Consider the following 23369-nt stretch of genomic DNA (forward strand, 5'->3'; position numbering starts at 1 on the left):
CGCCATGGCAATCAACGAGTCCCTCGAATTCGACATCGACGCCCCGGTCACGCTGGTTCTCGATACGCTCGCCGACGTCGACGCCCTGCCGGACTGGTCGTCGGCGCACAGCAACGTCAAGGTCATCGAGCGCGACGCGAACGGCCGCCCCAGCGTGGTGGACGCGTCCGTCGGGCTGCTGATGTTCAGCGACAACCTGACCTTCGACTACGCCTTCACCGACGTGAGCTGCAAGTGGGACACCCGCAACGAGGGCACCGCCGTGCGCAGCCAGGGCGGCATCTACGAGCTCTCGCCCAAGGGCGACGACCAGACGCACGTCAAGGTCACCATGTACCTCGACCCCAAGGTCAAGGCGCCCGGCTTCGTGGTGAAGAAGGGCATCAAGCTCGCGATGGACATCATCAAGAACGGCCTCACCAAAGAGGTCCTCAAGCGCAAGGCCGCGGCCTGACGGAGCGCCGCCGGGCTCCGTTCGGAAGTGCCCGGCGGCACCGCTAGATTGTTGCGATGGCAATCAATGAGAAGGTCGAGTTCGAGATCGAAGCCCCCGCGGCGCTCGCCTACGCGACGCTGCTGGACGTGGAGTCGCTGCCCGCGTGGTCGTCCTCGCACAAGCGCGTGACGGTCCTCGAGCGCGACGCGGCCGGGAATCCCAGCGTCGTCGAGGTCGAGGCGGGCATGATCGGCATCAGCGACACCATGCGCTTCCGCTACGAGTTCACGCCCCAGACGAGGGTCGCCTGGCAGTCCGAGGGCGAGGGCATGGCCGTGCGGTCCCAAGGCGGGTATTACCAGCTCACACCCGTCGGCGACGACAAGGTGCATGTGCTGTGCGAGATGAACATCGACCTCAAGGTCACGCTGCCCGGCTTCGTCGTGCGCAAGGGTGTGAAGATGAGTGCAGAGATCGCGTCGAAGGGCTTCTCGAAGGAGGTCCTCAAACGGAAGGCTGCACGCTGAGCACCGACATCACGACCCCCGCGCCCACCGCGTTGTTCACCAGCGTCGACGACGTCGCCGCCGCACTGCGCGAGACCGGCTACATCCCGTCGGTCGCCACCGCCACGGCCGTCTTCCTCGCCGACAAGCTGGGCAAGCCGCTCCTCGTGGAGGGCCCCGCCGGGGTCGGCAAGACGGAGCTGGCCCGCGCCTGCTCCCAGGCCCGCGACGCCCGCTTCGTCCGGCTGCAGTGCTATGAGGGCATCGACGAGGCCCGTGCCCTGTACGAGTGGAACCATGCCAAGCAGATCCTGCGGATCCAGTCGTCCGGCACCGACGGCGACTGGGACGACACCAAGCAGGACGTCTTCTCCGAGGAGTTCCTCCTCCCGCGGCCCCTCCTGCAGGCCGTCCGGGAGGGCGGACCTTCGGTCCTACTGATCGACGAGGCCGACAAGGCCGACCTCGAGTTCGAGGGCCTGCTGCTCGAGGTCCTGTCCGACTACGCGGTGACGGTGCCGGAGCTGGGCACGATCACGGCCGTCCGCAAGCCGCTGGTCTTCCTCACCTCGAACGCCACCCGCGAGCTGTCGGAGGCGCTCAAGCGTCGCTGCCTGTACCTCCACATCGACTTCCCCGACGCCGAGTTGGAACTGTCGATCATCCGCAGCCGCGTCCCCGACCTGCCGACCGAGGTCGCGCAGCAGCTGCTCCGCGTCATCTCCACGCTGCGCGGCCTCGACCTGAAGAAGAAGCCGTCGGTCTCGGAGACGTTGGACTGGTGCCGCACCCTCCTCGCGCTCGGCATCACCGGTAGTGCCAGCGGCTCCATCGACAAGGCGGCGCTCCGCTCGACGCTCGGCGTGGTGCTCAAGCACCAGGTCGATATCGAGACCGCCGCCGCGGCGCTGGGCCTGTCATGACCACGGTGCAGGTTCCGGGCGCCGGCACGCCTCTGGATACGCACCTGCACGCCTTCGTGCGGACGCTCCGCGAACGCGGCATGGCGATCGGCCCTGGCGAGGCGATCACGGCCGCCGAGGTGCTGACGGTGCTCGACCTCACCGATCGCGGCCAGCTCCGCGAGGGCCTCGCCGCCGTGCTGCTGCGCGAGCAGATGCACCGCAAGACCTTTGACGTCATCTTCGACCTGTACTTCCCGGTGCGGGGCGGCTTCGGCGCCGCGAACGCCGGTGCCGCGGGCGCGTCCGGCACCGGCGGGCAGGGATGTTCCGGAGTGCCGGGGGAGCCCGACCCGCTGAAGATGCCCGCCTCGGACACCCCACCCGATCCGGACGCGGTGCGCGAGGCGCTGCGTCAGGAGGCCATCGCCGCGCTCGTGGCCGGCGGCGACCACGACGGCATCGCCAGCCAGATCGTCGAGCAGCTCGGCGAGTACAACTCCGCCACCGGCACCGCCTTCTCCTCGTACCAGGCGCTCAAGGCGCTCAACCCGCAGACGCTCATCGCCGCCATCGCCAACGGCCTGCTCGCCGCGGCCGGCGAGGACGGCGCCGCGCCGGGCAGCTTCGAGTACGAGTCCGCCCGCCGCGTCGCGCGATCGCGCGTCGCCGGGCTCACCGAGCGCGTCACCGAGCTCACGTCCGTCGCCATGGCTGCCCGGCGGGGCCCCGAGGCCGTCGCGCAGTACGCGGCGCCGCAGCTGCCCGAGAACGTGGCCTTCTTCGCCGCTACCCGCACTGAGCTGCACCGCATGGAGCAGACCGTTCGGCCCCTGGCCCGGCAGCTGTCCACCCGGCTGCTCGTGCGGCGCCGGCGCGCCCGCCGCGGCCCGATCGACCTGCGGCGCACACTGCGCAAGTCGATGTCGACCGGTGGCGTGCCGATCGATCTGGCGCACCGTCGGCCCCGTCCCACCAAGCCCGAGCTCGTGCTCCTGTGCGATCTCTCCGGCTCGGTCGCGGGATTCTCCAACTTCACGCTGCTGCTCACGCACGCGCTCAGCGCCGAGTTCTCCAAGATCCGGGTGTTCGGCTTCGTCGACTCCGTGGACGAGATCACCGACTACATCGACCCGTCGCGCACGCTCACCGTCGACACCGTCGTCGACATGTTCGACCGCGTGATCCGGGAGACCAACGTCGCGCGGTTCGGCGGCTCCGACTACGGCAACATGCTGCGGACGTTCGTCCGCGACTTCCCCGACGCCGTGACCCACCGCGGCACGCTGCTCATCCTCGGCGACGCCCGGTCCAACCACACCGATCCCGCGCTTGCGGAGCTCGACGAGCTCGTCGAGAAGGCCCGGCACGCGTTCTGGCTCAATCCCGAACGGAAGGCCGCGTGGGGGAGCGGCGACTCGGTCGCAGACAAGTACGGGCGACTGATCGACATGTATGAATGCCGCACCGCTGGGCAGCTGGCCGAGGTCATCGGGCGGCTGCTGCCCGTCTGACGCGGCGGCGGCATGCATAGGATGATCCGTTATGCGTGAGTCCAGCACCGCCGGGCGCCGCCGCGTCGGCGTCATGGGTGGGACCTTCGACCCGATCCACCACGGCCACCTCGTGGCCGCCAGCGAAGTGGCGGACCGCTTCGACCTCGACGAGGTGGTCTTCGTCCCCACCGGCCGGCCGTGGCAGAAGAGCGAGGTCACGCCCGCCGAGGACCGGTACCTGATGACGGTGATCGCGACCGCCTCGAACCCGCGCTTCTCCGTCAGCCGCGTTGACATCGACCGCGGCGGGGATACCTACACAGTGGACACGCTGCGGGATCTGCACCGCCAGAACCCCGACACCGACCTGTTCTTCATCACGGGCGCGGATGCCCTCGCGTCGATCCTGAGTTGGCAGGACTGGGAGGAGCTGTTCGGCCTCGCGACCTTCGTCGGTGTCTCGCGGCCCGGCTATCAGCTGGCCGCGGATCACCTGTCGGACGTGCCGAAGGATAGATTGTTCCTCGTGGAGGTGCCCGCGCTGGCCATCTCGTCGACCGAATGTCGCGCGCGCGCCGACGCCGGACGACCCGTTTGGTACCTCGTGCCCGACGGCGTGGTGCAGTACATCGCCAAGCGCGCTCTGTACCAGAGCCGCCCGGCACCGGACAAGACCGTGAACCCAGGAGGATCATGACCGCATCCGATCAGGCCCGTACCCTTGCCGCCATCGCGGCGCGTGCGGCCGACGACAAGCTCGCCACGAACGTCGTGGTGCTCGATGTCTCGGAGCAACTCGTGCTGACCGAGGCCTTCGTCATCGCGTCGGCGGGCAACGAGCGGCAGGTGAACGCCATCGTCGAAGAGGTCGAGGACCAGCTCCGTGAAGCGGGCGTCAAGCCCACCCGCCGCGAGGGAGCCCGTGAGGGCCGCTGGGCGCTGCTGGACTTCCTCGACATCGTCGTGCACGTCTTCCACGAGGAGGAGCGGGAGTACTACGCCCTCGAGAAGCTGTGGAAGGACTGCCCGCGCATCGAGGTGGAGGGCCTGGGCGAGCACGCCCCGACCGAGGGTTCCGCGGGCGCCGACGGGGACCGCGAGGACGCCTGATGCACGTGGAGGACGGGCTCGACTCGTCGGTCGAGCGCCTGACCCCGACGGTGCGCCGACTCATCCTGCTCCGGCACGGCCAGACCGCGTCGAACGCCGAGGGGCGTATGCAGGGCCAGCTCGACACCGACCTCACCGACCTGGGGCGGCGGCAGGCAGCCGCGGCCGCCGGCGCGCTCGGCGATCGCGATCCCATCGCCATTCTCAGCTCCGATCTGCGCCGCGCCCGCGACACCGCGGACGCGCTCGCGGCCGTCACCGGGGGCACCGTCGAGACCGATATGCGGCTCCGGGAGACCATGCTGGGCGATTGGCAGGGTCTTACCCACCACGAAGTCGACGCGTACATGCCCGGCGCACGCCGACGGTGGCGCGACGCCCCCCAGTGGGCGCCGCCCGGCGGCGAGGCCCGGGTGGACGTGGCCGCACGTTCGTATCCGCTGGTGACGGAGCTCAGCGACCGGCTCGCCGAGTGGGGCTCGAGCGAGCGGCCCGTGATCCTGGTCGCGCACGGCGGACTGATCGCCGCCCTGACGGCTCGGCTGCTGGACCTGCCCGTCGACCACTGGCCGGTTCTTGGCGGCCTCGGAAACTGCAGCTGGGTGCAGCTCTCCGCGCACGGCGACGCGACGCGCTGGCGGCTCGACGTGTGGAACGCCTCATCGGACGTGGCGCCCGAGGTCCAGTGAGCGATTCCCCGACCGGCACGCTGCTCGTCCTCAGTGACTCCCTGGGCTTCTACGGGCCCGAGGGCGCGCTGCCGGCCTCCGACCCGCGGATCTGGCCCAACCTGGTGGCCGCCGAGCTGGGGCTGCGCTGCGAGCTCTTCGCGCGCGTCGGGTGGACCACCCGCGACGGCTGGTGGTGCGTGACGCAGGACCCCCGGGTCTGGGCCGCGGTCCCCACCGTCGAGGCCGCGGTGCTGGCCCTGGGCGGCATGGACTCGCTGCCCTCGCCGCTGCCCACCGCCGTGCGCGAGCAGATCCGCTACCTGCGGCCCGCCTCGCTGCGCGCCCGTGCCCGCGACGGCTACGCCACGATCCAGAAGGTCTTCTCGCCGGTCGGCTGGCCGATGGCACTCCCGCCGAAGGTCACCGTCGACTATCTCGGCAAGACGTACGACTCGATCCACTCCCTGCGCCCCGACGCCCCCGTCGCGGTGCTCGAGCCCCCGACGCACCGTGCGCTGGCCTACTCCTTCGCGCACCCGGGGTGGGCGCGGACGCGACGGGCGATCCGCGGCTGGTCCGACGATGCCGGCGTGCCCGCCGTCCCCCTGCGTGACCTGTGCGAGTGGTCGTTCGACCTGGGGATCAATAACATCGACGGGATCCACTGGTCGTTCGAGATGCACGAGCAGGTGGCGCAGCGGGTGCTGCGCGCCCTGCGCGGCGAAGGGGGTGCGCGATGACCGTCGTCGTGGTGACCGACGCATCCGCCGCGATCGCGCCGGAACGCGCCGCCGAGATGCACATCCGCATCTTGCCGCTGCATGTGCTGTCGGGCGAGAGCGAGTACATCGACTACGGCACCGGCTACCAGGCGGAACGCTTCGTCAGGGAGGGCGTGACCACGTCCGGCCCGTCCGTCGGCGAGGTCCGCGAGGTGCTCACCGCCGCTGTCGCCGAGGCCGCCGGAGATGGGGTCGTCGTCATCACGATGAGCTCGCACCTGAGCTCCACCTATTCCACGTCGGTGGCGCAGGCGGGGCTCATGGACGCCGGGATCACCGTGATCGACTCGCGCGGCATCGACATGGCCATGGGTTTCGGCGTGCTCGAGGCGGCCCGTCTGGCCCGCGCCGGGGCGTCGGCCGACGAGGTCGCGGAGGCCGCGCGCCAGGTGCTCGACGGTGCCGAGGGGTTCTTCTGCGTCGCGACGCTCGATCACCTGCGCGCGGGTGGGCGCGTCAGCGCGCTGGCGAAGCTGCTCGGCGGCGCGCTGCAGATCGTGCCGGTGCTGCGGCTGCAGGACGGCCGGATCGTCTCCGAGCGCAAGACCCGCACCGTGTCCCGGGCGCGCGACCAGCTGGCGGCGCTCGCCTCCCAGCACCTCGGGAACCGGCCTGCGCGGGTCGCCGTGCATCACGTCGAGGCGCCCGACGCCGCCGAGCACGTGGCTGCGCTGGTCAAGGAGGAGTTCCCGCGGCTCCAGGAGCTGGTGATCGGCCGGTTCGGCGGCACGATCGCCGCTCACCTCGGGCCCGGCGCGGTGGGTGTCGCGGTCGCTCCGGCGCTGGTCGACGACGAGGACGAGGCCTAGCACACCGGCCCGACGGATCCGCCCCGGCGGACGCCGTCCTCCACAGGTTCGGGGTTATCCACAGGCGGGCTCGTTCGCCCGCTCAGCGGGGCTTTCCGGCGGTGCCCGCGCCCTAGGTTCGTCGCATGAACGGCGAACGAGGGGCGGCGGCCGGGAGCGGCGTCGCGGATGAGCAGATCTTCGCGCGGCCGGCGTGGCTGGAGGAGTTCGCGCCGGACCGGCGGGACGGCGGACGACCGGACGTCGAGTCGGACGGTGCGCTCGCGCCGTCGCGCCGGGTGCGGATGGAGGACGACGACTTCTGGGACGAGCAGGAACCCACGGGGTGGCGCTCGACCGTCGAGAAGGTGCGCACGACGCCCCGGGCCGCGGTCGCCCTCGTCGTGGTGGGGGTGATCGCTGCCGTCGTAGCGGCAGTAGTGGTGCTCGGACCGTCGCGCGAGGGCGGGGGAGCCCCGTACCCGGTGGTGGACTTCGCGGGCGCGTCGACGTCGGTCGAGCCGTCGGCTGCGGCAGGCGCGCCGTCGGCTCCGGCGGCGTCCGGTGCCGCGACCGCATCCAGCCCGGCTCTGTCGGAGCTGGTGGTGGCGGTCGTGGGACTGGTCCGGGCGCCGGGGCTGCATCGCCTGCGGCCTGGAGCGAGGGTCGCTGATGCGCTGACCGCCGCCCGCGGGGCGCTCGGCGGCGCCGACACCGCGAGCCTGAACCTGGCGCAGCCGCTGCTTGACGGCGATCAGGTGGTCGTCGGCGTGGTAGATCAGAAGGCCGGCGTGACGCTGCGCAGCTCCGTGCGATCGGGACCCGCGGTGGCCGCAGTGCCGGCGGGGACGCCGGGAGGGGCTGCGAGCGGCACCGGGACTGCAGCGGCAGGCACAGTGAACATCAACACAGCGAACGCCACCGAGCTGGACCGGCTACCCGGGGTGGGCGCGGCGACCGCCGCCGCGATCATCGCCTACCGCGACAAGAACGGGCCCTTCCGCACCGTCGACGACCTCGGAAAAGTCAGCGGGATCGGCGACGCGAAGCTCGCCAAGATCAAGCCGATGGCCACGGTGTGACGTGCGCGAGCAGCTGGACCTGCGCCTGCTTCCCGCGGCGATCATCTGTTGGGCCGCGGCCGCGGTCGCCCTGATCTCGGCCGCGGCGGCGTGGTGGACGGCCGCGGGGCTGGCTGCGGTGGCGGCGGGCGCGGTGGTGGCGCGGCGGCGGGATCCGCGGCCCACGGCGCAGATGGTCTGCATCGTGGTGGCCGCTGCAGCGGGCCTGGGCGCGGGTGTCGCCGTTTCGGTCGCCCTGCGCGTGCACGATCGGGAGCGCGCGGCGATCGCGGACTTCGACGCTCCGGGCTCGGTGGAGATCGTGCTCGAGGTCGACGAGTGGCCGCGGCAGCGGTCCGGCGATCCGGGCGGGCACCTCGATGCGTCGCGGGTTCTGGTACCCGCCACGGCGCTCGCGGTGCGCACCGACACGGCGGTCCCGGCGCGCGGGAGCGTGCTCCTGCTCGGTGCCACGCACGACCTCGGCGCGCTGGTCCCCGGCGAGCGCGTCGCGATCCGCGCGACAGTGCTGCGAAGCACGCGGCCGGGCCTGGTGGCTGCGGTCCTCGTCGGTTCGGGGGACCCGACGGTGCTCGGGCGCGCACCGCCGTACTTCCGTGCCGCCTCCGCGGTCCGTCGTGCGCTCGCGGCGGTGGCCGCCGAAGCACTGCCCGTGGACGCCGCCGGGCTCCTGCCGGCACTCGTGCTGGGCGATGAATCCGCGACGCTGCCGACGGTGCGCGGCGACTTCCAGGACTCCGGCCTCACTCACCTGACGGCCGTCAGCGGCGCCAATTTCGTGATCATCGCACTGTGCGTCCTCGGCCTGTGCGCGGCGGCGGGCCTGCCGCTCGCGGCGCGGGCCGCGGTCACGGCCATGGCGATCGTGGCCTTCGTTGGGCTGGTGGGGCCCACCGGGTCCGTGGTGCGGGCCGCGGTGATGGGGCTGGTCGGGGTGGCCGCGCTGGCGCTTCGTCGCGGACGGCAGCCACTGGTTGCGCTCTTCGCAGCGGTCATCGTGCTCATGCTGGTAAAGCCTGCGCTGGCCCGCGACATCGGCTTCGCGCTCTCGGTGGCGGCGACCGCCGGGCTGGTGCTGTGGTCGCCCGTCGTGCGCGACCGCCTCGTCGCTGCGCGGGTGCCGGACACCCTCGCCGGGTTGTTCGCCGTGACGCTCGTGGCGCAGGTGGTGACGCTGCCACTGGTGATCTCCTTCTCGGGGCGCGTGCCGCTGGGAGGGGTCGTCGCGAATCTGCTGGCGGGGCCGGTCATCCCGATCATCACTGTGATGGGGACTCTGGCCGCCGTGGCCGCGCCGATCGCGGCGCCCGTGGCGGCGCTGGCGGTGCGGGGGACGGGGCCCGAGCTCTGGTGGGTGATCGCGGTCGCGCGGTGGTGTGCGCGGATCGGCGTCATCGACGTGCCGGGCGGCGCGGGCACGGGCGTCGCGCTCGTCGTCGCGTGCATCGCCGTCGGTGGGGTCTGGAAGTATGGCACTCGTGGTGGACAGCGCGCGCGTACACGTGGTGGTGGGGACCGAGGGCCTCTTGGTGGAGCGAGCGGTCTCGGCGATCGTCGAGTCGGCGCGCGCGGCCGCGGGCGACGGCGGGATGGGGTTGCCCGGCGGGGCGGGTGACGCCGTGCCGGTCACCCGGATTCGGGCCGGCGACGTCGACCAGTCCGAGCTGGTGGAGCTGCTGAGCCCGTCGCTGTTCGCCGAGGAGCGCATCGTCGTCCTCGAGTCCGCCGGCGAGGCCGGCAAGGCCCCCGTCGACCTGATCGTCGAGGCGGCGAAGAGCCCGCCGGACGGCATCACCCTGATCATCGAGCACAGCGGCGGCGGCCGCGCGAAGTCGATGGTGGCCGCGTTGAAGAAGGCGGGCGCGGAGCTGGTCGAGGTGCCCACGATCACCTCGGCCCGCGACCGGGCGGACTTCGCCAAGTCGGAGTTCCGGGCGCAGAAGGTTCGCGTCTCCGACGAGCTGGTGGACCTGCTGGTGGATTCCGTCGGCAAGGACCTGCGCGAGCTGGCAGCCGCGATCGCGCAGCTCGTCTCGGACACGGGCGGCCGGGTGGACCTGGCCGCGGTGCACCGCTACTACGCGGGCCGCGCCGAGGTCACCGGCTTCGAGATCGCCGACAAGGCCGTCGCCGGGCAGGTCGCGGCTGCGCTCGAGGCCCTGCGGTGGGCCCAGCACCGCGGCACGCCGCACGTGCTCATCGCCGACGCGCTGGCGGACGCGGTGCATTCCGTCGCGCGGATCCGCGGATTGGGTCGCACCCCCGACCAGTACCGGGACGCGGGGGAGCTGGGCATGGCGCCGTGGAAGGTGAAGAAGATGACGCAGGTCGCGCGACGGTGGCGCGCCGAGAACGTCGCCGGGGCGCTGCAGGCCGTCGCCGCGGCCAACGCCGACGTCAAGGGCCAGGCGGCCGATCCGGACTACGCGCTGGAGATCGCGGTTCGCAAGGTCGCCACCCTCGCGGGCTGAACCCGGCGCCTGAGCGGCGGGGCGGGAGGACGGCACCGTCGAACGGTGCCCGCACCCGGATACGCGAAAACCGCGCCGTACCAGTCCCGGCCCGCGTGGTGCCGGGGGGTGGTGCGGCGCGGTGATACGCGCGTCTAGCGGAAGATCAGAGCTTGTTCAGAGCGAGCGAGAGCGCCGACTTCTTGTTGGCGGCCTGGTTGGCGTGGATGACGCCGGCGCTGGCGGCCTTGTCGAGCTGGCGGCTGGTGCTCACGAGGAGCTCGCCGGCCTTGGCCTTGTCCCCGGCCTCGACGGCCTCGCGGAAGTGGCGGATGGCGGTACGCAGCGACGACTTCGCCGACTGGTTGCGCAGACGGTTGCGCTCGTTGGTCTTGATCCGCTTGATCTGGGACTTGATGTTGGCCACGCGTTCAAACTCTCTTGTCTCGAAAGGGGCAGCCGGTACTGACTGCCGACGTACCAGGTTACCAGCGGCTCGAACACAACCCAAATCGTGGCACCGCCTGCGGGAACGGTGCTCGACACCCACATTGCCACGCCGTGAACGAGAGCGCTGCCGAAACCGCGCCGGTGCGGCACGATGGCCGAGTGACCCCGCAAAAACAGGCCAAGGCCGGCAGCTCGGGACGCGCGGCGTCCGCGACCCGGAAGCAGGCCGCCGCCCCCCGACTGTCCGACGAGGCGCCCCTCTTCGCGGGCTATGACGACGCTCCGTCGTTCGGCCGGGCGTTCGACGAGATGTTCGCCGACGACGGCTCGGTACGCACCCCGTACAAGCGGATCTTCGGCGCCCTCTCCTCGGCCGACGAGTCGGACCTGGCGGCGCGCGTCGACGCGCTCGGCGCCGCCTTCATCGACCAGGGCATCACTTTCTCCCTGGAGGGCCGCGAGCGGCCCTTCCCGCTGGACCTCGTGCCGCGTGTCATCGCCGCCGCCGAGTGGAACCGCCTCGAGAAGGGCATCAAGCAGCGCGTGCAGGCGCTGGAGATGTTCCTGGACGATATCTACTCGGAGCAGGAGATCCTCCGCGACGGCGTCGTCCCCAAGCGGCTGGTGACCTCCTGCGCCCACTTCCACCGGCAGGCCGCGGGCATCCGTCCTCCCAACGGGGTGCGGATCCACGTCGCCGGTATCGACCTCATCCGGGACGCCGAAGGCACGTTCCGCGTCCTGGAGGACAACCTGCGCTCGCCGTCGGGCGTGAGCTATGTGATGGAGAACCGCCGGACCATGGCGCAGGTCTTCCCCGACCTGTTCCAGCGCCACCGCGTGCGCGCCGTCGCCGACTACAGTTCCCACCTGCTGCGCGCGCTGCGCCGATCCGCCGCCTCCAACGAGGCCGACCCGACGGTGGTCGTGCTCACCCCGGGCATGGCGAACTCGGCCTACTTCGAGCACTCGCTGCTCGCCCGGCAAATGGGCGTCGAGCTGGTCGAGGGCCGCGACCTCTTCTGCCGCGACAACGTGGTCTACATGCGCACGACGAGCGGCGAACAGCAGGTCGACGTGATCTACCGCCGCATCGACGACGAGTTCCTCGACCCGATGCAGTTCCTCCCGAACTCGGTGCTCGGCGTCGCGGGCCTGCTCAACGCGGCCCGCGCCGGCAACGTGGTGATCAGCTCAGCGGTCGGCAACGGCGTCGCCGACGACAAGCTGACCTACACCTACGTGCCCGACATCATCGACTACTACCTCGGCGAGAAGCCGCTGCTGCAGAACGTCGACACTCTGCGCTGCTGGCTCGACGAGGAGTGCGAGGAGGTGCTCGACCGCATCGACGAGCTGGTCATCAAGCCCGTCGAGGGCTCGGGCGGCTACGGCATCGTCTTCGGACCCGATGCGAGCGAGAAGGAGCTCGCGACCATCCGCCGCAAGGTCGCCGCGGATCCGCGCGGCTGGATCGCGCAGCCGGTCATGCAGCTGTCGACGGTGCCGACCAAAATCGGCGAGCGGGCCCGTCCGCGGCACGTCGACCTGCGGCCCTTCGCGGTCAACGACGGCGACGATGTCTGGGTGCTGCCGGGTGGCCTCACCCGCGTCGCGCTACCCGAGGGCTCCCTCGTCGTGAACTCCAGTCAGGGCGGCGGTTCCAAGGACACCTGGGTCCTCGCCGCCCGGTCCTCGGCCGCTGAGGCGGAACTCGAAGGCGTGGAGGTGGTCCCGAGCCGGGACCTCGCCGAGCAGCAACAGGTGGAGCTGGGCCCCGAGCTCAGCTCGCAGGACCAACAGCAACAACAGGCACGAGAGGAGGTCCGTGATGCTCGCCCGTAACGCCGAGGCGCTGTACTGGATCGGCCGGTACGCCGAACGCGCCGACGACACCGCCCGGATGCTTGATGTGACCGTGCACCAGTTCCTCGAGGACGCCACCGTTGACGAGGACCGGGTCTCCCGGCAGCTCGTCCGCGTTCTGGGCATCCCCGAGCCGCCGGCCGACCAGGCGCTCGACCTGCGTTCCGTCACCGAGGTCGTCGCGTACAACCGCGACCCGGGGAGCGGTTCGATCGCCGCCACCGTCGCCTCCGCCCGCGAGAATGCCCGCGGCGCACGGGAGGTCACGAGTTCCGAGATGTGGGAGTGCCTCAACTCCACGTACAACGGCCTCGCCGAGCGCGAGCGCGCGGCCCGACGCCTCGGCCCGCACGAGTTCCTCAACTACATCAAGAACCGCGCGGCCATGTTCTCCGGCCTCACCGACTCGACGCTCTCGCGCGATGAGGGCTACCGCTTCCTGCTGCTGGGGCGCTCCATCGAGCGGATGGACATGGCGGTGCGCCTACTCCTCTCGCGCGCCGGCGACCGGGCGAATGCCCCCACCTGGGTCACGGTGCTCCGCGCGACGGGCGCCCACGACACCTACCTGCGCACGCACCGCGGCGTCCTCGATGCCACCCGCGTCGTCGAGTTCATCCTGGTCGACCGCCTGTTCCCGCGGTCGGTGATCCACGCGCTCACCACGGCGGAGGACTGCCTGAGCGCCATTGAGGGCGGGCGCGAGGGGCGCCTCGGCACCCGTACCGAGGCGCAGCGTCTCCTCGGCCGCGCCCGCGGCGAGCTCGAGTTCCTCGCCCCGGGCGAGCTCCTCGAGGATCTACAGCGCCGGCTCCTCGCGCTGCAGGACCTCGGGCAGGCCGCCGGCGAGGCGGTCACCGCCCGCTACTTCCACGTGACGCCCTACGTCGCGTGGACCGACGCCCGCGCCCGGGGCGACATTGACACCATCCTGGAGGGGGAGCTGTGAGCTGGCGTCTTCGAGTCGTGCACTCCACCGGTTTCGGCTACAACGCGCCGGTCACCTCGTCGTACAACGAGGCCCGCCTGACACCGCGCAGCGACCAGCGGCAGAACGTCATCCTCAACCGCGTGGAGACGGTGCCCGCCACCCGCGCGTACCGGTACACCGACTACTGGGGCACCGCGGTCACCGCCTTCGACCTGCACGCCCCGCACACCGCGCTCGAGGTCACCGGCGCCTCCGTCGTGGAGACCGAGGCCGCCGACGACACGGGCGAGGTAGTCGGCTGGGACGAACTCGCGACCGACCGCGTGCGCGACCGGTTCGACGAGCTGCTCAGCTACACCGACTACGTGCCCAAGCACCGCAAGCTCACCGCGCAAGCCAAGAAGCTGGTCAAGGACCTCGAGCTCGACGAGGCCGTGCTCGCGGTGTGCCGCTGGGTGCACGAGGAACTGGACTACGTGCCCGGCACGACGGGCGTGCACTCGTCGGCGATCGACGCCTGGGACGAGCGCAAGGGCGTCTGCCAGGACTACGCGCACCTGACGCTGCTCCTGCTGCGTAGCGCCGGCATCCCCGCCCGCTACGTGTCGGGATACCTGCACCCGCAGCGCGACGCGGAGGTCGGGTCGACGGTCGCGGGGGAGTCGCACGCCTGGATCGAGGCGTGGACGGGGCACTGGCGCGGCTACGACCCCACCAACGATGTCCCGATCGGCGAGCGGCACGTGTCGGTCGGCGTGGGCCGCGACTACGCGGACGTCCCGCCTCTGCGCGGCGTCATTGCGGGCGGTGGCGCGTCCGACCTCGACGTGGTCGTGGAGATCACCCGCCTCGCATGATGATTCACTCCGCATGACCGACGACACCCCGTTGCGGATCGCTGTCCGCGGGGCGCGGGTGCACAACCTGCGCTCCCTGGACGTCGATGTGCCGCTGCGTCGCCTCGTCGCGATCGCCGGCGTCTCCGGCAGCGGCAAGTCCTCGCTGGCCATGGGCGTGCTCTACGCGGAGGGCTCGCGGCGCTACCTGGAGGCGCTGTCGACCTACACGCGCCGCCGCATGGCGCAGGCGCCGCGCGCGGCCGTCGACTCCGTGGAGCACGTCCCGGCGGCGCTGGCGCTGCGGCAGCGACCGGGCGTCCCCGGCGTGCGCAGCACTTTCGGCACGAGCACCGAGCTGCTGAACGTGCTGCGGCTCATGTTCTCCCGCCTCGCCTCCCACCGCTGCCCGAACGGCCACTACGTCGACCCGACCATCGACGTTGCCGCCGGCCTCGACCTCACCTGCCCGGAGTGCGGCGCCGTCTTCTCGCCGCCCGGCGCGGAGGCGCTGGCCTTCAACTCCGACGGCGCCTGCCCCGCGTGCTCGGGCACGGGCGTCGTCCGCGCGATCGACGGGGCCGCGCTGGTGCCGGAGCCGTCGAAGACCATCGCCGACGGTGCCGTCGCGCCCTGGTCGATGTTCGGCTTCTCGTTCATGCCGCAGGTCGTCGCCGACCTCGGCGTGCGCATCGACGTGCCCTACGCCGAGCTGACCGACGCGGAGCGCGAGATCGTGCTGCACGGCCCCGGCGAGAAGCGGAAGGTCGCGGTCTCCAGCAAGAACGGCAAGCTCTTCGAGGTCAACTTCACCTACCGCAGCGCGAACGCCGCCGTGCAGGAGGCGCTCGACAAGGCGACCACCGAGGCGGGTCTCGGGCGGGTCAACCGGTTCGTGCACGCGGGCCCGTGCGGCGACTGCGACGGCACCCGCCTCGGCCCCGAGGCCCGGGCACCGCGCGTCGGCGACCTCGGCCTCGCCGACGTCACCGCCATGACACTCGACGAGGTCGTGGCGTGGGCGCCCGGCACCGTCGGGCCCCTGCCGCCCGATATGCGCTCGATGGCGACGATCCTCGTCGACACCCTCGAGTCGATCGCCCGGCGACTCCTGGAGCTCGGTCTCGGTTACCTCGGCCTGGACCGCGCCGCGGCGACCCTGTCGACCGGCGAGCGGCAGCGGGTGCAGCTCGCGCGGGCGGTCCGCAACCGCACGACCGGGGTGCTCTACGTGCTGGACGAGCCGTCGGTCGGGCTGCACCCCGCCAATGTGGAGGGATTGCTGGGCGTGGTCCGGGACCTGTTGCGGGACGGGAACTCCGTGATCGTCGTCGACCACGACCTCGACGTGCTGCGCGAGGCTGAGCACCTCATCGAAATCGGCCCCGGCTCGGGCAGCGAAGGCGGGTGCCTCCTCGCGCAGGGCACCGTCGCCGAGATCGAGGCCGATAGGGAGTCCGTCCTCGGCCCCTTTCTGGCGGGCCGCGAACCCGTCCGCACGAGACCGCGCACGCCCGGCGACGAGGTCTTCGCGCGCGGCCGGATCCACCTGGAGACCGCACCGATCCACACGGTGCACGCTCTCGCCGTCGACGTCCCGGTCGGTCGCGTCACCGCCGTCACCGGGGTCTCCGGTTCCGGCAAGTCGACGCTGGTGCTGGAGGGCCTGGTCCCGGCGCTCGCCGCCGCGGCGGCGGGGAAGCCGCTCCCCGTGCACGTCACCGCGCTCGACGCACCGGGACTCGGGCGCGTGAATCTTGTGGACGCCACGCCGATCGGCGTCAACGTGCGCTCGACCGTCGCGACCTACAGCGGCGTGCTCGACGACCTCCGCCGTGAGTACGCGAAGACCGCGGCCGCGAAGGCGGCCGACCTGAAGGCGGGCGCGTTCTCGTACAACACGGGCTCGCTGCGCTGCCCGCGGTGCGACGGCACGGGTCAGGTCTCGCTCGACGTGCAGTTCCTTCCGGACGTCGACATCGAATGCCCGGCCTGCCTGGGCCGACGGTACGCCCCCGAGGCCTCCGCGGTCCGCTGGCCGGAACCCGACGGGCTCGCCCTCCCGGACCTGTTGGCGCTCAGCGTCCGTGAGGCCGCCGAGGTCGTGCCAGTGCCGCGGATCGCGAAGAAGCTGCGGACCCTGGCCGACCTCGGCCTCGGCTACCTCACGCTCGGCGAGGCGACCCCCGCCCTCTCCGGCGGTGAGGCGCAGCGGCTCAAACTGGCCGGGGAACTGGGCCGCGACCAGTCCGATGCGGTCTTCGTGCTCGACGAGCCTTCCGTGGGGCTGCACCCGCGCGACGTGCGCGTGCTGCTCGACGTGCTGCAGCGGCTCGTCGACCGCGGCGCCACGGTGATCGTGGTGGAGCACGACTTGGACATGATCGCCAACGCCGACCACGTGATCGATCTCGGCCCGGGTGGTGGCGCCGCGGGCGGCACCGTCGTCGCAGAGGGAACTCCCGAGGACGTGGCGGCGACGCCGGAGAGCGTGACGGGGCGGTACCTCCGGGCCCACCTGCACGCCTGACCGATGTATGCGTTGCTTACATGGGCTGAACACGCGGCGCGCTCTACGAGAAGGCGAGGCTCCCGTTCGTCTCCTACGCGATCTCCGACGGCAATCTCGTCACCGGCCAGAACCCCGGCTCCGCGAAGGCGACCGCGCGCAAGGTCGTCGAGGTGCTGCTGGACTGATTCAGCTCCAGCCGTAGTCGTCGCGCAGGCGCTGCGCGACGGACTCGAAGCGGCGCCGATCCAGCACGGCGCCCTCGCGGCGGATGCCGTCCTCGGGCACGTCGAGGACGCGGTCGAGCCGCACCCAGGACGGCCGCTGATCGGTGTCCCAGGGGCCGGAGCCGATGCCCACCCAGTCCGGATCGCCCATGTGTCGCTCCTGGCTGGAGAGCATGAGCCCGAGCAGGCTGTTCACCGACCGCCCGACGACCAGTACGGGCCGGTCCTTGCCCTGGCCGGCGTTCGGCCCCGTCGTTTCCTCGAACTCGACCCAGGTCCACACGATCTCGCCCGGGTCGGCCTGTCCGTCGAGCTGCGGGGCGTAGAAGACACCCCGTGCCATCAGCGCGGTCGGGGTGAACGTGCGCGTCACGGGCCTGCCCGGCGTGAATTCCTTGGGCTCCGCCGGACCCTCCAGCCCGAGCGCCTGGTTCACGGTCTGCGTGACCACCTGGGTGATCGCGTCCCGGCCAGCGCGGACCGGGGGACTGTTCACGACCTGCGCGGCGAGGCGGGGGCCGTGCTCGCGTGCGAGCTTGGCCGCCACGGCCGCGAAACGGGTGAAGTCGTTCGCCATACCCCTCAGGATAGGCCCGGACCGGCGATGGTCGCTCGCGCGACGAATTCCGGCGGCCCCGCTCGTATGTACCTGTGACGACCAGTTCCGAGCAGAGGAGACCGCCATGACCATCCGTACCGACACCGACCTGTACGACGCCACCGTCGCCGAGCGCACTCGGATGGCCGCGCTGCTGGCGGACCTCACCTCCGCGCAGTGGGCCGCCGACTCCCTCTGCGAGGGCTGGCGCGTGCGCGAGGTGGTCGCGCACCTGAACATGACCGACACCCAGACCTAGGAGGAGTTCGGGGCCGCGCTCGCAGAGCCCGGCGGCGACATCAACGCCGCGGTCGACCGCACCGCCCGCGCCGACGTCGACCGCTTCTCCGATGGGCCTGCGCCTGGCCGCCGTGGACTCCGACCTGGTCCTCGGTGACGGCCCCCAGGACGTCCCGCTGCCGACGGCCACGATCGTCCTGATCGCGACGTCAGCTGCTGCCCGAGACGAGCTCTGCACACCGCTCGCCCACCAGCATCACGGTGATGTTGGGGTTGACGGTGGTGTGCTCCGGAAACACCGACGCGTCCGCCACTCGTAGGCCGTCGACGCCTTTGACTCGAAGTTCGGGATCGAGTGGGGAGAGAGGATCCGCGGCCGCGCCCATGCGCACGGTCCCCACCGGGTGGTAGACGGTGTTGTGCGTACGCCGGATGTAGTCGGCGAGCTCGGCGTCGGTCTGCGCGTCCGGGCCGGGGTACAACTCCCGCTCGATCCAGTCCTTGAGCGGTCCGGCCTCGGCGATCTCCCGCGCCTTCCGGATACCCGCGATCATCACCTTCATGTCGTGCCCCTCGGGGTCGGTGAAGTACCGCGGGTCCACCTTGGGCTTGTCCCGGAAGTCCCGGGACCGCAGCCGGACGGTGCCGCGCGAGCGCGCGTGCGTGACGTTCGGCGTGAGGCAGAAGGTGTTCTCCGCCGTGGGATAGCCCTGGCGCAGCGTGTGCATGTCGAAGGGCACGCTGCCGTAGTGCATCATCAGGTCCGGCCGGTCGAGGCCGTACTCCGTGGGCGTGAAGATCCCGATCTCCCACCATTGCGTCGACTCGCGCACCATGGGCCGAGAGGTCTCGAAGCCGATCACGCCCTCCGGGTGATCTTGCAAGTGCGCGCCGACGCCGGGGGAGTCGACGAGCACGTCGACTCCCGTCTCGCGCAGGTGATCCGCGGGGCCGATCCCCGAGAGCATGAGCAGCTTCGGCGAATCGATGGCGCCCGCGCTGACGATGACCTCGCGGCGCGCTCCCACCCGGGTCGTCCGCCCGAAGGCGCCCACGGCGATGTTCACCGCCACAGCGCGCGGCACCTCACCGCTCGTGTCGAAGACCACCTTCTTCGCCCACGCTCCGGTGCGGATCGTGAGGTTCTCCCGGTCCAGCACGGGGTGCAGGTAGCTCACCGACGAGGACGAGCGCGTCCCGTCGTCCCGGCGGTTGATCTGGAAGAAGCCGGCGCCGTTGGTCACCGTCGTCCCGGTGTTGAACTCGGCCCGCGGGATGCCCACCTCCTCGCAGGAATCCAGCAGGGCGACGCCGCACGGGTCCCTCGGTGGCACGGACATGATGTGCACGGGCCCGGACCGGCCGTGGTGCTCGCCGGGGGCGTCGTTGGTCTCGATCGTCGGGTACAGCCGGTACACCGCGTCCGCGCTCCAGCCGGCGGCGCCGTGGTCGCGCTCCCAGGAGTCCAGATCCTCGCGCGGCGCCCAGAAGGCGATGCAGCTGTTGTGGGAGCTGCAGCCGCCCAGCACCTTCGCGCGGGCGTGCCGCATAAAGGAGTTCCCGTTCTCCTGCGGCTCGATCGGATAGTCCCAGTCGTAGCCCGACTCCAGCAGCTCCATCCACCGGTCCAGTTGCAGGATCGCGTCGTCGCCCACGTCCGACGGTCCCGCCTCCAGCAGGCAGACCGTCACCGTCGGGTCCTCGGACAGGCGCGCGGCGACGGCGGCGCCGGCCGAACCGGCGCCCACCACCACGTAGTCGAAGACGTCCTCGTCTCGTGCGTCCTCAGAGCTCACTTACGCGTCCTTCCGGTCGGCGAACCATCCGGTCACGGACGGCCGCAGGTTCTCGTACACGTGCTTGGCCTCGAGGTACTCGCCGAGGCCGGTGGGCCCGAGCTCGCGCCCGATGCCCGAGGCGCCGAAGCCGCCCCACTCCGCCTGGGGGAGGTACGGGCCGAAGTCGTTGATCCAGACCGTGCCGTGCCGCAGCCGGCGCGCCACCCGCTTGGCCCGACCGCCATCGGCCGACCACACGGCGCCCGCGAGGCCGTACTCGGTGTCGTTGGCGATGGCCACGGCCTCGTCCTCGGTCGTGAAGGTCTCGATGGTGACGGTCGGCCCGAAGGCTTCGTCGTGCACGCAGGCCATCGACGGGTCGCACTGGTCCAGCACCGTCGGGAGGTAGTAGAAGCCGGCGTCGAGCGAGCCCGAGCCCTGGTCGCCCGCGGCGAAGGCGCCGCCCGTGCGGACCACCGCCCCGTCCTCGCGGGCCTTCTCGACGTAGGCGTGCACCTTGTCGCGGTGCGCGGCGGAGATCAGCGGTCCCGTCTCGGTGCCCTCGGCGTAAGGCAGGCCCTGCCGGATGCCCTCGGCGCGGCGGACGAGCTCGTCGACGAAGGTGTCGTGCACGGACTCCTCGACCACGAGGCGCGCGCCCGCGGAGCACACCTGGCCCGAGTGCAGGAAGGCAGCGTTGAGGGCGTTGTCGACTGCGGCCGCAAGGCCTTCCGGCGTGGCGCAGGCGTCGGCGAAGATCACGTTGGGGTTCTTGCCGCCCAGCTCCAGCGCCACCTTCTTCACGGTCCCGGCGGCGTTCGCCGCGATGACCCGGCCCGTCACGAGGCCGCCGGTGAAGGAGACCAGGTCGACGTCGGGGTGGGTGGACAGCGGCGCGCCGGCCTGCGCGCCCGCGCCGAGCACGAGGTTCGCGACGCCGTCTGGCAGGCCAACCTCCTGCAGGACCTTCATCAGCAGGATCGAGGTGTGCGGGGTGAGCTCGGAGGGCTTGAGCACGAACGTGTCTCCGGCCGCCAGCGCCGGCGCGACCTTCCAGGCGGCCTGCAACAGCGGGTAGTTCCAGGGCGTGATCATTCCGCAGACGCCGACGGGCTCGTAGACGATCTGCGAGGCGACGTCGGCGGAGCCGGCGTCGACGATGCGCCCGCTGTCCTGCCCCGCGAGCTTGCCGAAATAGCGGAAGCAGGCGGCTATGTCGGCCATGTCCAACTCGGATTCGTAGAGCCGCTTGCCGGTGTCGGCGGTCTCCGCGCGGGCGAACTCGTCGCGGCGGCGATCGATCGCGTCGGCGACGGCGAGCAGCAGGTCGCCGCGCTTCGCGGCGGGGGTGTGCGGCCAGGGGCCGGTGTCGAAGGCGCGACGGGCCGCGGCGATCGCGGCCTCGGTGTCGGCGGCGGTCGCTTCGTCGACGACTGCCACCTCGGTGCCGTCGGCGGGGCAGACGATCGTGCGAGTGCCGCCGTCCTCGCTGCGGCGCCAGGCGCCGTCGATGAACAGGGTGGGTTCGGTCATGCGGGTGTCCCTTCGGGTTCCGTGGACGCCGCGGCGTCGGGATCGGTGCGAGTGTCGGCGGATTCGTCGTGGCCGTCGTGGTGGTCACCTGCGGCGCGCCGCAGGTGCAGGTAGCCGAGGTGGCGCTCGTACTGGTCGAGGATGTCGCCGATGATCTGCTCGCGGGTGTAGCCGCCCAGTGTGTACCCCTGCGAGCCCTCGGCGAGGTAGACCTCGCAGCGGAAGTAGCGGTCGTCGGAGCGCTGCGCGAGGATCGCGTAGCTCGGCGCGGGCGCGGAGACGGGCCACACGCAGTACTCGAAGTGCGGCTCGCCGGCCAGGTCGACCTTGAGCGTCGGCGACGGCAGCGACTCGCTGCGGCCCGATTCGTCGACGGTGGCGGAGACGCCCTCGGCGGCGAATTCGGCTGCCACGTCCCGCATCGCGGGCGCCACCGAGTTCTCGAGGAAGCGCAGCGTCGCGGCGCGGCCCGGGTACTGGACCGTCGCAAGGAGCCGGCGACGCCAACTGCCCGGCTCGCCGCTGCCGCGCCCCGCCGCGAGCGACTTCGGCAGCGCGGTCCGGTAGCTGTCGTGCTTGTAGGACTCGGTGTGCAGCGCCCGCAGCAGCGCGATGCCCACCAGGGCCAGCACGAACGAGAAGGGAAGGCCCATGATGATGGTCGCCTTCTGCAGCGTCACGATCGATCCGTCGTTGCCCGCGAACAGCATTGCGAGCGTGAGCAGGCCGATCGCGAAGGACCAGAAGATCCGCGTGCTCCGTGCACAGTCCGCCATCGGGTCATCGAGCTTGCTCGTGAAGTTGCCCATCACCAGGGAGCCGGAGTCGGCGCTGGTGACGTAGAACAGCAGACCGGTGATGGTGGCGATCGCCAGGAGCAGCGGTGCGCCCGGGTACTTCTCGAGCAGCGAGTAGAAGCCCACCTCGGGCGTCGACGCGGTGGCCTCCGCGAAACCCTTGTCTCCGCGGGCCACGTCGAGGGCGCTGTTCCCGAACACCGAGATCCACACCAGGATGAAGCTGAACGGCACCACCAGCACGCCGAAGACGAACTGGCGCAGCGTCCGCCCACGCGAGATCCGCGCGAGGAACAGGCCGACGAAGGGCGCCCACGCCACCCACCAGGCCCAGAAGAACAGCGTCCACGCGTCGAGCCAGCCCGACGGGTCGTTGCCCGGGACCTCGGGGTTGACTTGGCCCCACGCGAAGGTGTCCATCGTGCGATCGAGGAAGGTCGAGACGTAGTCGCCGGTGTTCTGCACCAGGCCGTTGAGCAGGAAGTCGGACTTCCCGGCGACGAGGATGTAGACCAGCATCAGGATCGCGAGGATGACGTTGAGCTCGCTGAGCCGTCGGATTCCCTTGTCGACGCCGGACGTGGCGGAGATCGTCGCGACGATGACCGACAGCACGATGAGGCCGATCTGCGCGGCCTTGCCCTGCGGGACGCCGAACAGCTCGTGCAGGCCGTAGTTGAGCTGCACGATGCCGATGCCGAGCGAGGTCGCGATGCCGAAGATGGTGCCGAGCACGGCGGCCACGTCGACGGCGTCGCCGAGTCTGCCGTGCACGCGTTTGCCGAGGATCGGGTAGAGCGCCGCGCGGATCGTGAGCGGCAGGTTGTGCCGGAACGCGAAGTACGCCAACGCCCCGCCCATGAGGGCGTACATCGCCCAGCCGGTGATGCCGTAGTGGAAGACGGTCCAGGTCACCGCCTCGCGCGCGGCGTGGTTGGTCTCCCCGGCGCCGACGGGCGGGTTCAGGTAGTGGCTGACCGGCTCTGCGACGGAGAAGAACATCAGGTCGATGCCGATGCCCGCGGCGAAGAGCATCGACGTCCAGGTGAAGAGGCTGTACTCGGGGCGCGACTCCTCTGGGCCGAGGCGGTACCGCCCGTAGCGGCTCAGGCCGATGAAGACGACCACGCCGACGATGCCCGTCGCGAGGAGGAAGTACCACCAGCCGAACCAGGTGGTGATGAAGTCGACCACGCCGCTGATCACGCTCTCCGCGGTCTCGGGAGAGGTGAGTGCCCACAGGGCGAGGGCGAGGACCGAGCCTGCGGCGGCGAAGAAGACTCGGTGGTTCAAGGAGCTCGTCGGTGTCGGTGTGTTCTCTGCTGGTTTCGATGTTCGTGAGGATTCAGAATCACTCATATCGTTCGACGTTACCGCGACG

Annotated in this window: 22 protein-coding genes and 1 pseudogene; 18 read left to right on the forward strand and 5 right to left on the reverse strand. The window is 71.2% G+C overall.

Annotated elements, in window-relative coordinates:
• Nucleotides 1–4 precede the first annotated feature (4 nt).
• From HNP44_RS18320 to holA, 12 genes are all read left to right on the forward strand, one after another.
• Nucleotides 5–454 carry an SRPBCC family protein gene (locus HNP44_RS18320; protein WP_259142739.1) on the forward strand — a complete coding sequence of 150 codons (450 nt, stop codon included), beginning with the start codon at nucleotides 5–7 and terminating at the stop codon, nucleotides 452–454.
• Between the two features lie 56 nt (nucleotides 455–510).
• The gene (locus HNP44_RS18325) at nucleotides 511–963 is read left to right on the forward strand and encodes an SRPBCC family protein (protein WP_259142741.1); all 453 of its coding nucleotides are present in this window, start codon (nucleotides 511–513) and stop codon (nucleotides 961–963) included.
• A gap of 8 nt (nucleotides 964–971) precedes the next feature.
• Nucleotides 972–1865, forward strand: coding sequence for an AAA family ATPase (locus HNP44_RS18330; RefSeq protein ID WP_259142991.1), 894 nt, complete (start codon nucleotides 972–974; stop codon nucleotides 1863–1865).
• Nucleotides 1862–3358, forward strand: coding sequence for a vWA domain-containing protein (locus tag HNP44_RS18335; RefSeq protein WP_259142742.1), 1497 nt, complete (start codon nucleotides 1862–1864; stop codon nucleotides 3356–3358). The genes HNP44_RS18330 and HNP44_RS18335 overlap by 4 nt, the downstream gene beginning before the upstream one ends.
• 31 nt (nucleotides 3359–3389) lie before the next feature.
• Nucleotides 3390–4037, forward strand: a complete 648-nt coding sequence (gene nadD, locus HNP44_RS18340; RefSeq protein WP_259142744.1) for a nicotinate-nucleotide adenylyltransferase — start codon at nucleotides 3390–3392, stop codon at nucleotides 4035–4037.
• Nucleotides 4034–4450 carry a ribosome silencing factor gene (rsfS, locus tag HNP44_RS18345; RefSeq protein WP_259142746.1) on the forward strand — a complete coding sequence of 139 codons (417 nt, stop codon included), beginning with the start codon at nucleotides 4034–4036 and terminating at the stop codon, nucleotides 4448–4450. Before nadD ends, rsfS begins: the two co-directional genes overlap by 4 nt.
• Nucleotides 4450–5139 carry a histidine phosphatase family protein gene (locus HNP44_RS18350; RefSeq protein ID WP_259142747.1) on the forward strand — a complete coding sequence of 230 codons (690 nt, stop codon included), beginning with the start codon at nucleotides 4450–4452 and terminating at the stop codon, nucleotides 5137–5139. Before rsfS ends, HNP44_RS18350 begins: the two co-directional genes overlap by 1 nt.
• On the forward strand, nucleotides 5136–5861 hold the full coding sequence (gene octT, locus HNP44_RS18355) for a diglucosylglycerate octanoyltransferase (protein WP_259142750.1): 726 nt from the start codon (nucleotides 5136–5138) through the stop codon (nucleotides 5859–5861). The genes HNP44_RS18350 and octT overlap by 4 nt, the downstream gene beginning before the upstream one ends.
• Entirely contained in the window at nucleotides 5858–6712 is an 855-nt protein-coding gene (locus HNP44_RS18360) for a DegV family protein (RefSeq protein ID WP_259142752.1), read from the forward strand. The genes octT and HNP44_RS18360 overlap by 4 nt, the downstream gene beginning before the upstream one ends.
• A 125-nt stretch (nucleotides 6713–6837) precedes the next feature.
• Nucleotides 6838–7773: a ComEA family DNA-binding protein gene (locus HNP44_RS18365; protein ID WP_259142754.1), complete on the forward strand. Its 936-nt coding sequence runs from the start codon at nucleotides 6838–6840 to the stop codon at nucleotides 7771–7773.
• 1 nt (nucleotide 7774) lies between these two features.
• Nucleotides 7775–9388, forward strand: coding sequence for a ComEC/Rec2 family competence protein (locus HNP44_RS18370; RefSeq protein WP_259142756.1), 1614 nt, complete (start codon nucleotides 7775–7777; stop codon nucleotides 9386–9388).
• Nucleotides 9303–10244, forward strand: coding sequence for a DNA polymerase III subunit delta (gene holA, locus HNP44_RS18375; RefSeq protein ID WP_259142758.1), 942 nt, complete (start codon nucleotides 9303–9305; stop codon nucleotides 10242–10244). Before HNP44_RS18370 ends, holA begins: the two co-directional genes overlap by 86 nt.
• 145 nt (nucleotides 10245–10389) lie before the next feature.
• On the opposite strand, the gene rpsT is transcribed toward holA, so the two are convergent.
• Nucleotides 10390–10650 carry a 30S ribosomal protein S20 gene (rpsT, locus tag HNP44_RS18380; RefSeq protein ID WP_068572410.1) on the reverse strand — a complete coding sequence of 87 codons (261 nt, stop codon included), beginning with the start codon at nucleotides 10648–10650 and terminating at the stop codon, nucleotides 10390–10392.
• A 332-nt stretch (nucleotides 10651–10982) separates the two neighbouring features.
• Between rpsT and HNP44_RS18385 the strand changes: the two genes are divergently transcribed.
• The 5 genes and pseudogenes from HNP44_RS18385 to HNP44_RS18405 all read left to right on the forward strand — a co-directional run.
• Nucleotides 10983–12518, forward strand: coding sequence for a circularly permuted type 2 ATP-grasp protein (locus HNP44_RS18385; RefSeq protein WP_259142993.1), 1536 nt, complete (start codon nucleotides 10983–10985; stop codon nucleotides 12516–12518).
• On the forward strand, nucleotides 12505–13488 hold the full coding sequence (locus tag HNP44_RS18390) for an alpha-E domain-containing protein (RefSeq protein ID WP_259142761.1): 984 nt from the start codon (nucleotides 12505–12507) through the stop codon (nucleotides 13486–13488). The genes HNP44_RS18385 and HNP44_RS18390 overlap by 14 nt, the downstream gene beginning before the upstream one ends.
• Complete coding sequence (locus tag HNP44_RS18395) at nucleotides 13485–14327, forward strand: transglutaminase family protein (RefSeq protein WP_259142763.1); 843 nt, start codon at nucleotides 13485–13487, stop codon at nucleotides 14325–14327. Before HNP44_RS18390 ends, HNP44_RS18395 begins: the two co-directional genes overlap by 4 nt.
• A 13-nt stretch (nucleotides 14328–14340) precedes the next feature.
• Entirely contained in the window at nucleotides 14341–16836 is a 2496-nt protein-coding gene (locus HNP44_RS18400) for an excinuclease ABC subunit UvrA (RefSeq protein WP_259142765.1), read from the forward strand.
• Nucleotides 16837–16868: 32 nt separating this feature from the next.
• Nucleotides 16869–17003 (forward strand): annotated as a pseudogene (locus HNP44_RS18405) (type 1 glutamine amidotransferase domain-containing protein); the annotation flags it as partial.
• A 1-nt stretch (nucleotide 17004) separates the two neighbouring features.
• Here HNP44_RS18405 and HNP44_RS18410 read toward each other — a convergent pair.
• Nucleotides 17005–17619 carry a type II toxin-antitoxin system PemK/MazF family toxin gene (locus HNP44_RS18410; protein ID WP_259142768.1) on the reverse strand — a complete coding sequence of 205 codons (615 nt, stop codon included), beginning with the start codon at nucleotides 17617–17619 and terminating at the stop codon, nucleotides 17005–17007.
• Between the two features lie 106 nt (nucleotides 17620–17725).
• Here HNP44_RS18410 and HNP44_RS18415 point away from each other — a divergent pair, with 106 nt between their 5' ends.
• Nucleotides 17726–17899 carry a maleylpyruvate isomerase N-terminal domain-containing protein gene (locus HNP44_RS18415; RefSeq protein ID WP_310437697.1) on the forward strand — a complete coding sequence of 58 codons (174 nt, stop codon included), beginning with the start codon at nucleotides 17726–17728 and terminating at the stop codon, nucleotides 17897–17899.
• A 190-nt stretch (nucleotides 17900–18089) separates the two neighbouring features.
• Here HNP44_RS18415 and HNP44_RS18420 read toward each other — a convergent pair whose 3' ends face one another.
• From HNP44_RS18420 to betT, 3 genes are read right to left on the reverse strand one after another with little or no spacing between them, the layout of a single operon-like run.
• A complete protein-coding gene (locus HNP44_RS18420) occupies nucleotides 18090–19676 on the reverse strand; it encodes a GMC family oxidoreductase (protein WP_259142770.1) in 1587 nt (528 codons plus the stop codon).
• On the reverse strand, nucleotides 19677–21191 hold the full coding sequence (locus tag HNP44_RS18425) for an aldehyde dehydrogenase family protein (protein ID WP_259142771.1): 1515 nt from the start codon (nucleotides 21189–21191) through the stop codon (nucleotides 19677–19679). It abuts the gene before it with no gap.
• Nucleotides 21188–23347, reverse strand: coding sequence for a choline BCCT transporter BetT (gene betT, locus HNP44_RS18430; protein WP_259142773.1), 2160 nt, complete (start codon nucleotides 23345–23347; stop codon nucleotides 21188–21190). Before betT ends, HNP44_RS18425 begins: the two co-directional genes overlap by 4 nt.
• Between the last annotated feature and the right edge of the window lie 22 nt (nucleotides 23348–23369).

The organism is Tsukamurella ocularis (assembly GCF_024807615.1).
In the GTDB taxonomy this organism is placed as follows: domain Bacteria; phylum Actinomycetota; class Actinomycetes; order Mycobacteriales; family Mycobacteriaceae; genus Tsukamurella; species Tsukamurella ocularis.

What these genes read in the sequence shown, in the direction of transcription:
- HNP44_RS18320 (WP_259142739.1), top strand. Translation starts at nt 5, where the DNA reads ATGGCAATCAACGAGTCCCTCGAATTCGACATCGACGCCCCGGTCACG.
- HNP44_RS18325 (WP_259142741.1), top strand. Translation starts at nt 511, where the DNA reads ATGGCAATCAATGAGAAGGTCGAGTTCGAGATCGAAGCCCCCGCGGCG.
- HNP44_RS18335 (WP_259142742.1), top strand. Translation starts at nt 1,862, where the DNA reads ATGACCACGGTGCAGGTTCCGGGCGCCGGCACGCCTCTGGATACGCAC.
- nadD (WP_259142744.1), top strand. Translation starts at nt 3,390, where the DNA reads ATGCGTGAGTCCAGCACCGCCGGGCGCCGCCGCGTCGGCGTCATGGGT.
- rsfS (WP_259142746.1), top strand. Translation starts at nt 4,034, where the DNA reads ATGACCGCATCCGATCAGGCCCGTACCCTTGCCGCCATCGCGGCGCGT.
- HNP44_RS18350 (WP_259142747.1), top strand. Translation starts at nt 4,450, where the DNA reads ATGCACGTGGAGGACGGGCTCGACTCGTCGGTCGAGCGCCTGACCCCG.
- HNP44_RS18360 (WP_259142752.1), top strand. Translation starts at nt 5,858, where the DNA reads ATGACCGTCGTCGTGGTGACCGACGCATCCGCCGCGATCGCGCCGGAA.
- HNP44_RS18365 (WP_259142754.1), top strand. Translation starts at nt 6,838, where the DNA reads ATGAACGGCGAACGAGGGGCGGCGGCCGGGAGCGGCGTCGCGGATGAG.
- HNP44_RS18385 (WP_259142993.1), top strand. Translation starts at nt 10,983, where the DNA reads ATGTTCGCCGACGACGGCTCGGTACGCACCCCGTACAAGCGGATCTTC.
- HNP44_RS18390 (WP_259142761.1), top strand. Translation starts at nt 12,505, where the DNA reads ATGCTCGCCCGTAACGCCGAGGCGCTGTACTGGATCGGCCGGTACGCC.
- HNP44_RS18400 (WP_259142765.1), top strand. Translation starts at nt 14,341, where the DNA reads ATGACCGACGACACCCCGTTGCGGATCGCTGTCCGCGGGGCGCGGGTG.
- HNP44_RS18410 (WP_259142768.1), bottom strand. Translation starts at nt 17,619, where the DNA reads ATGGCGAACGACTTCACCCGTTTCGCGGCCGTGGCGGCCAAGCTCGCA.
- HNP44_RS18415 (WP_310437697.1), top strand. Translation starts at nt 17,726, where the DNA reads ATGACCATCCGTACCGACACCGACCTGTACGACGCCACCGTCGCCGAG.
- HNP44_RS18425 (WP_259142771.1), bottom strand. Translation starts at nt 21,191, where the DNA reads ATGACCGAACCCACCCTGTTCATCGACGGCGCCTGGCGCCGCAGCGAG.
- betT (WP_259142773.1), bottom strand. Translation starts at nt 23,347, where the DNA reads ATGAGTGATTCTGAATCCTCACGAACATCGAAACCAGCAGAGAACACA.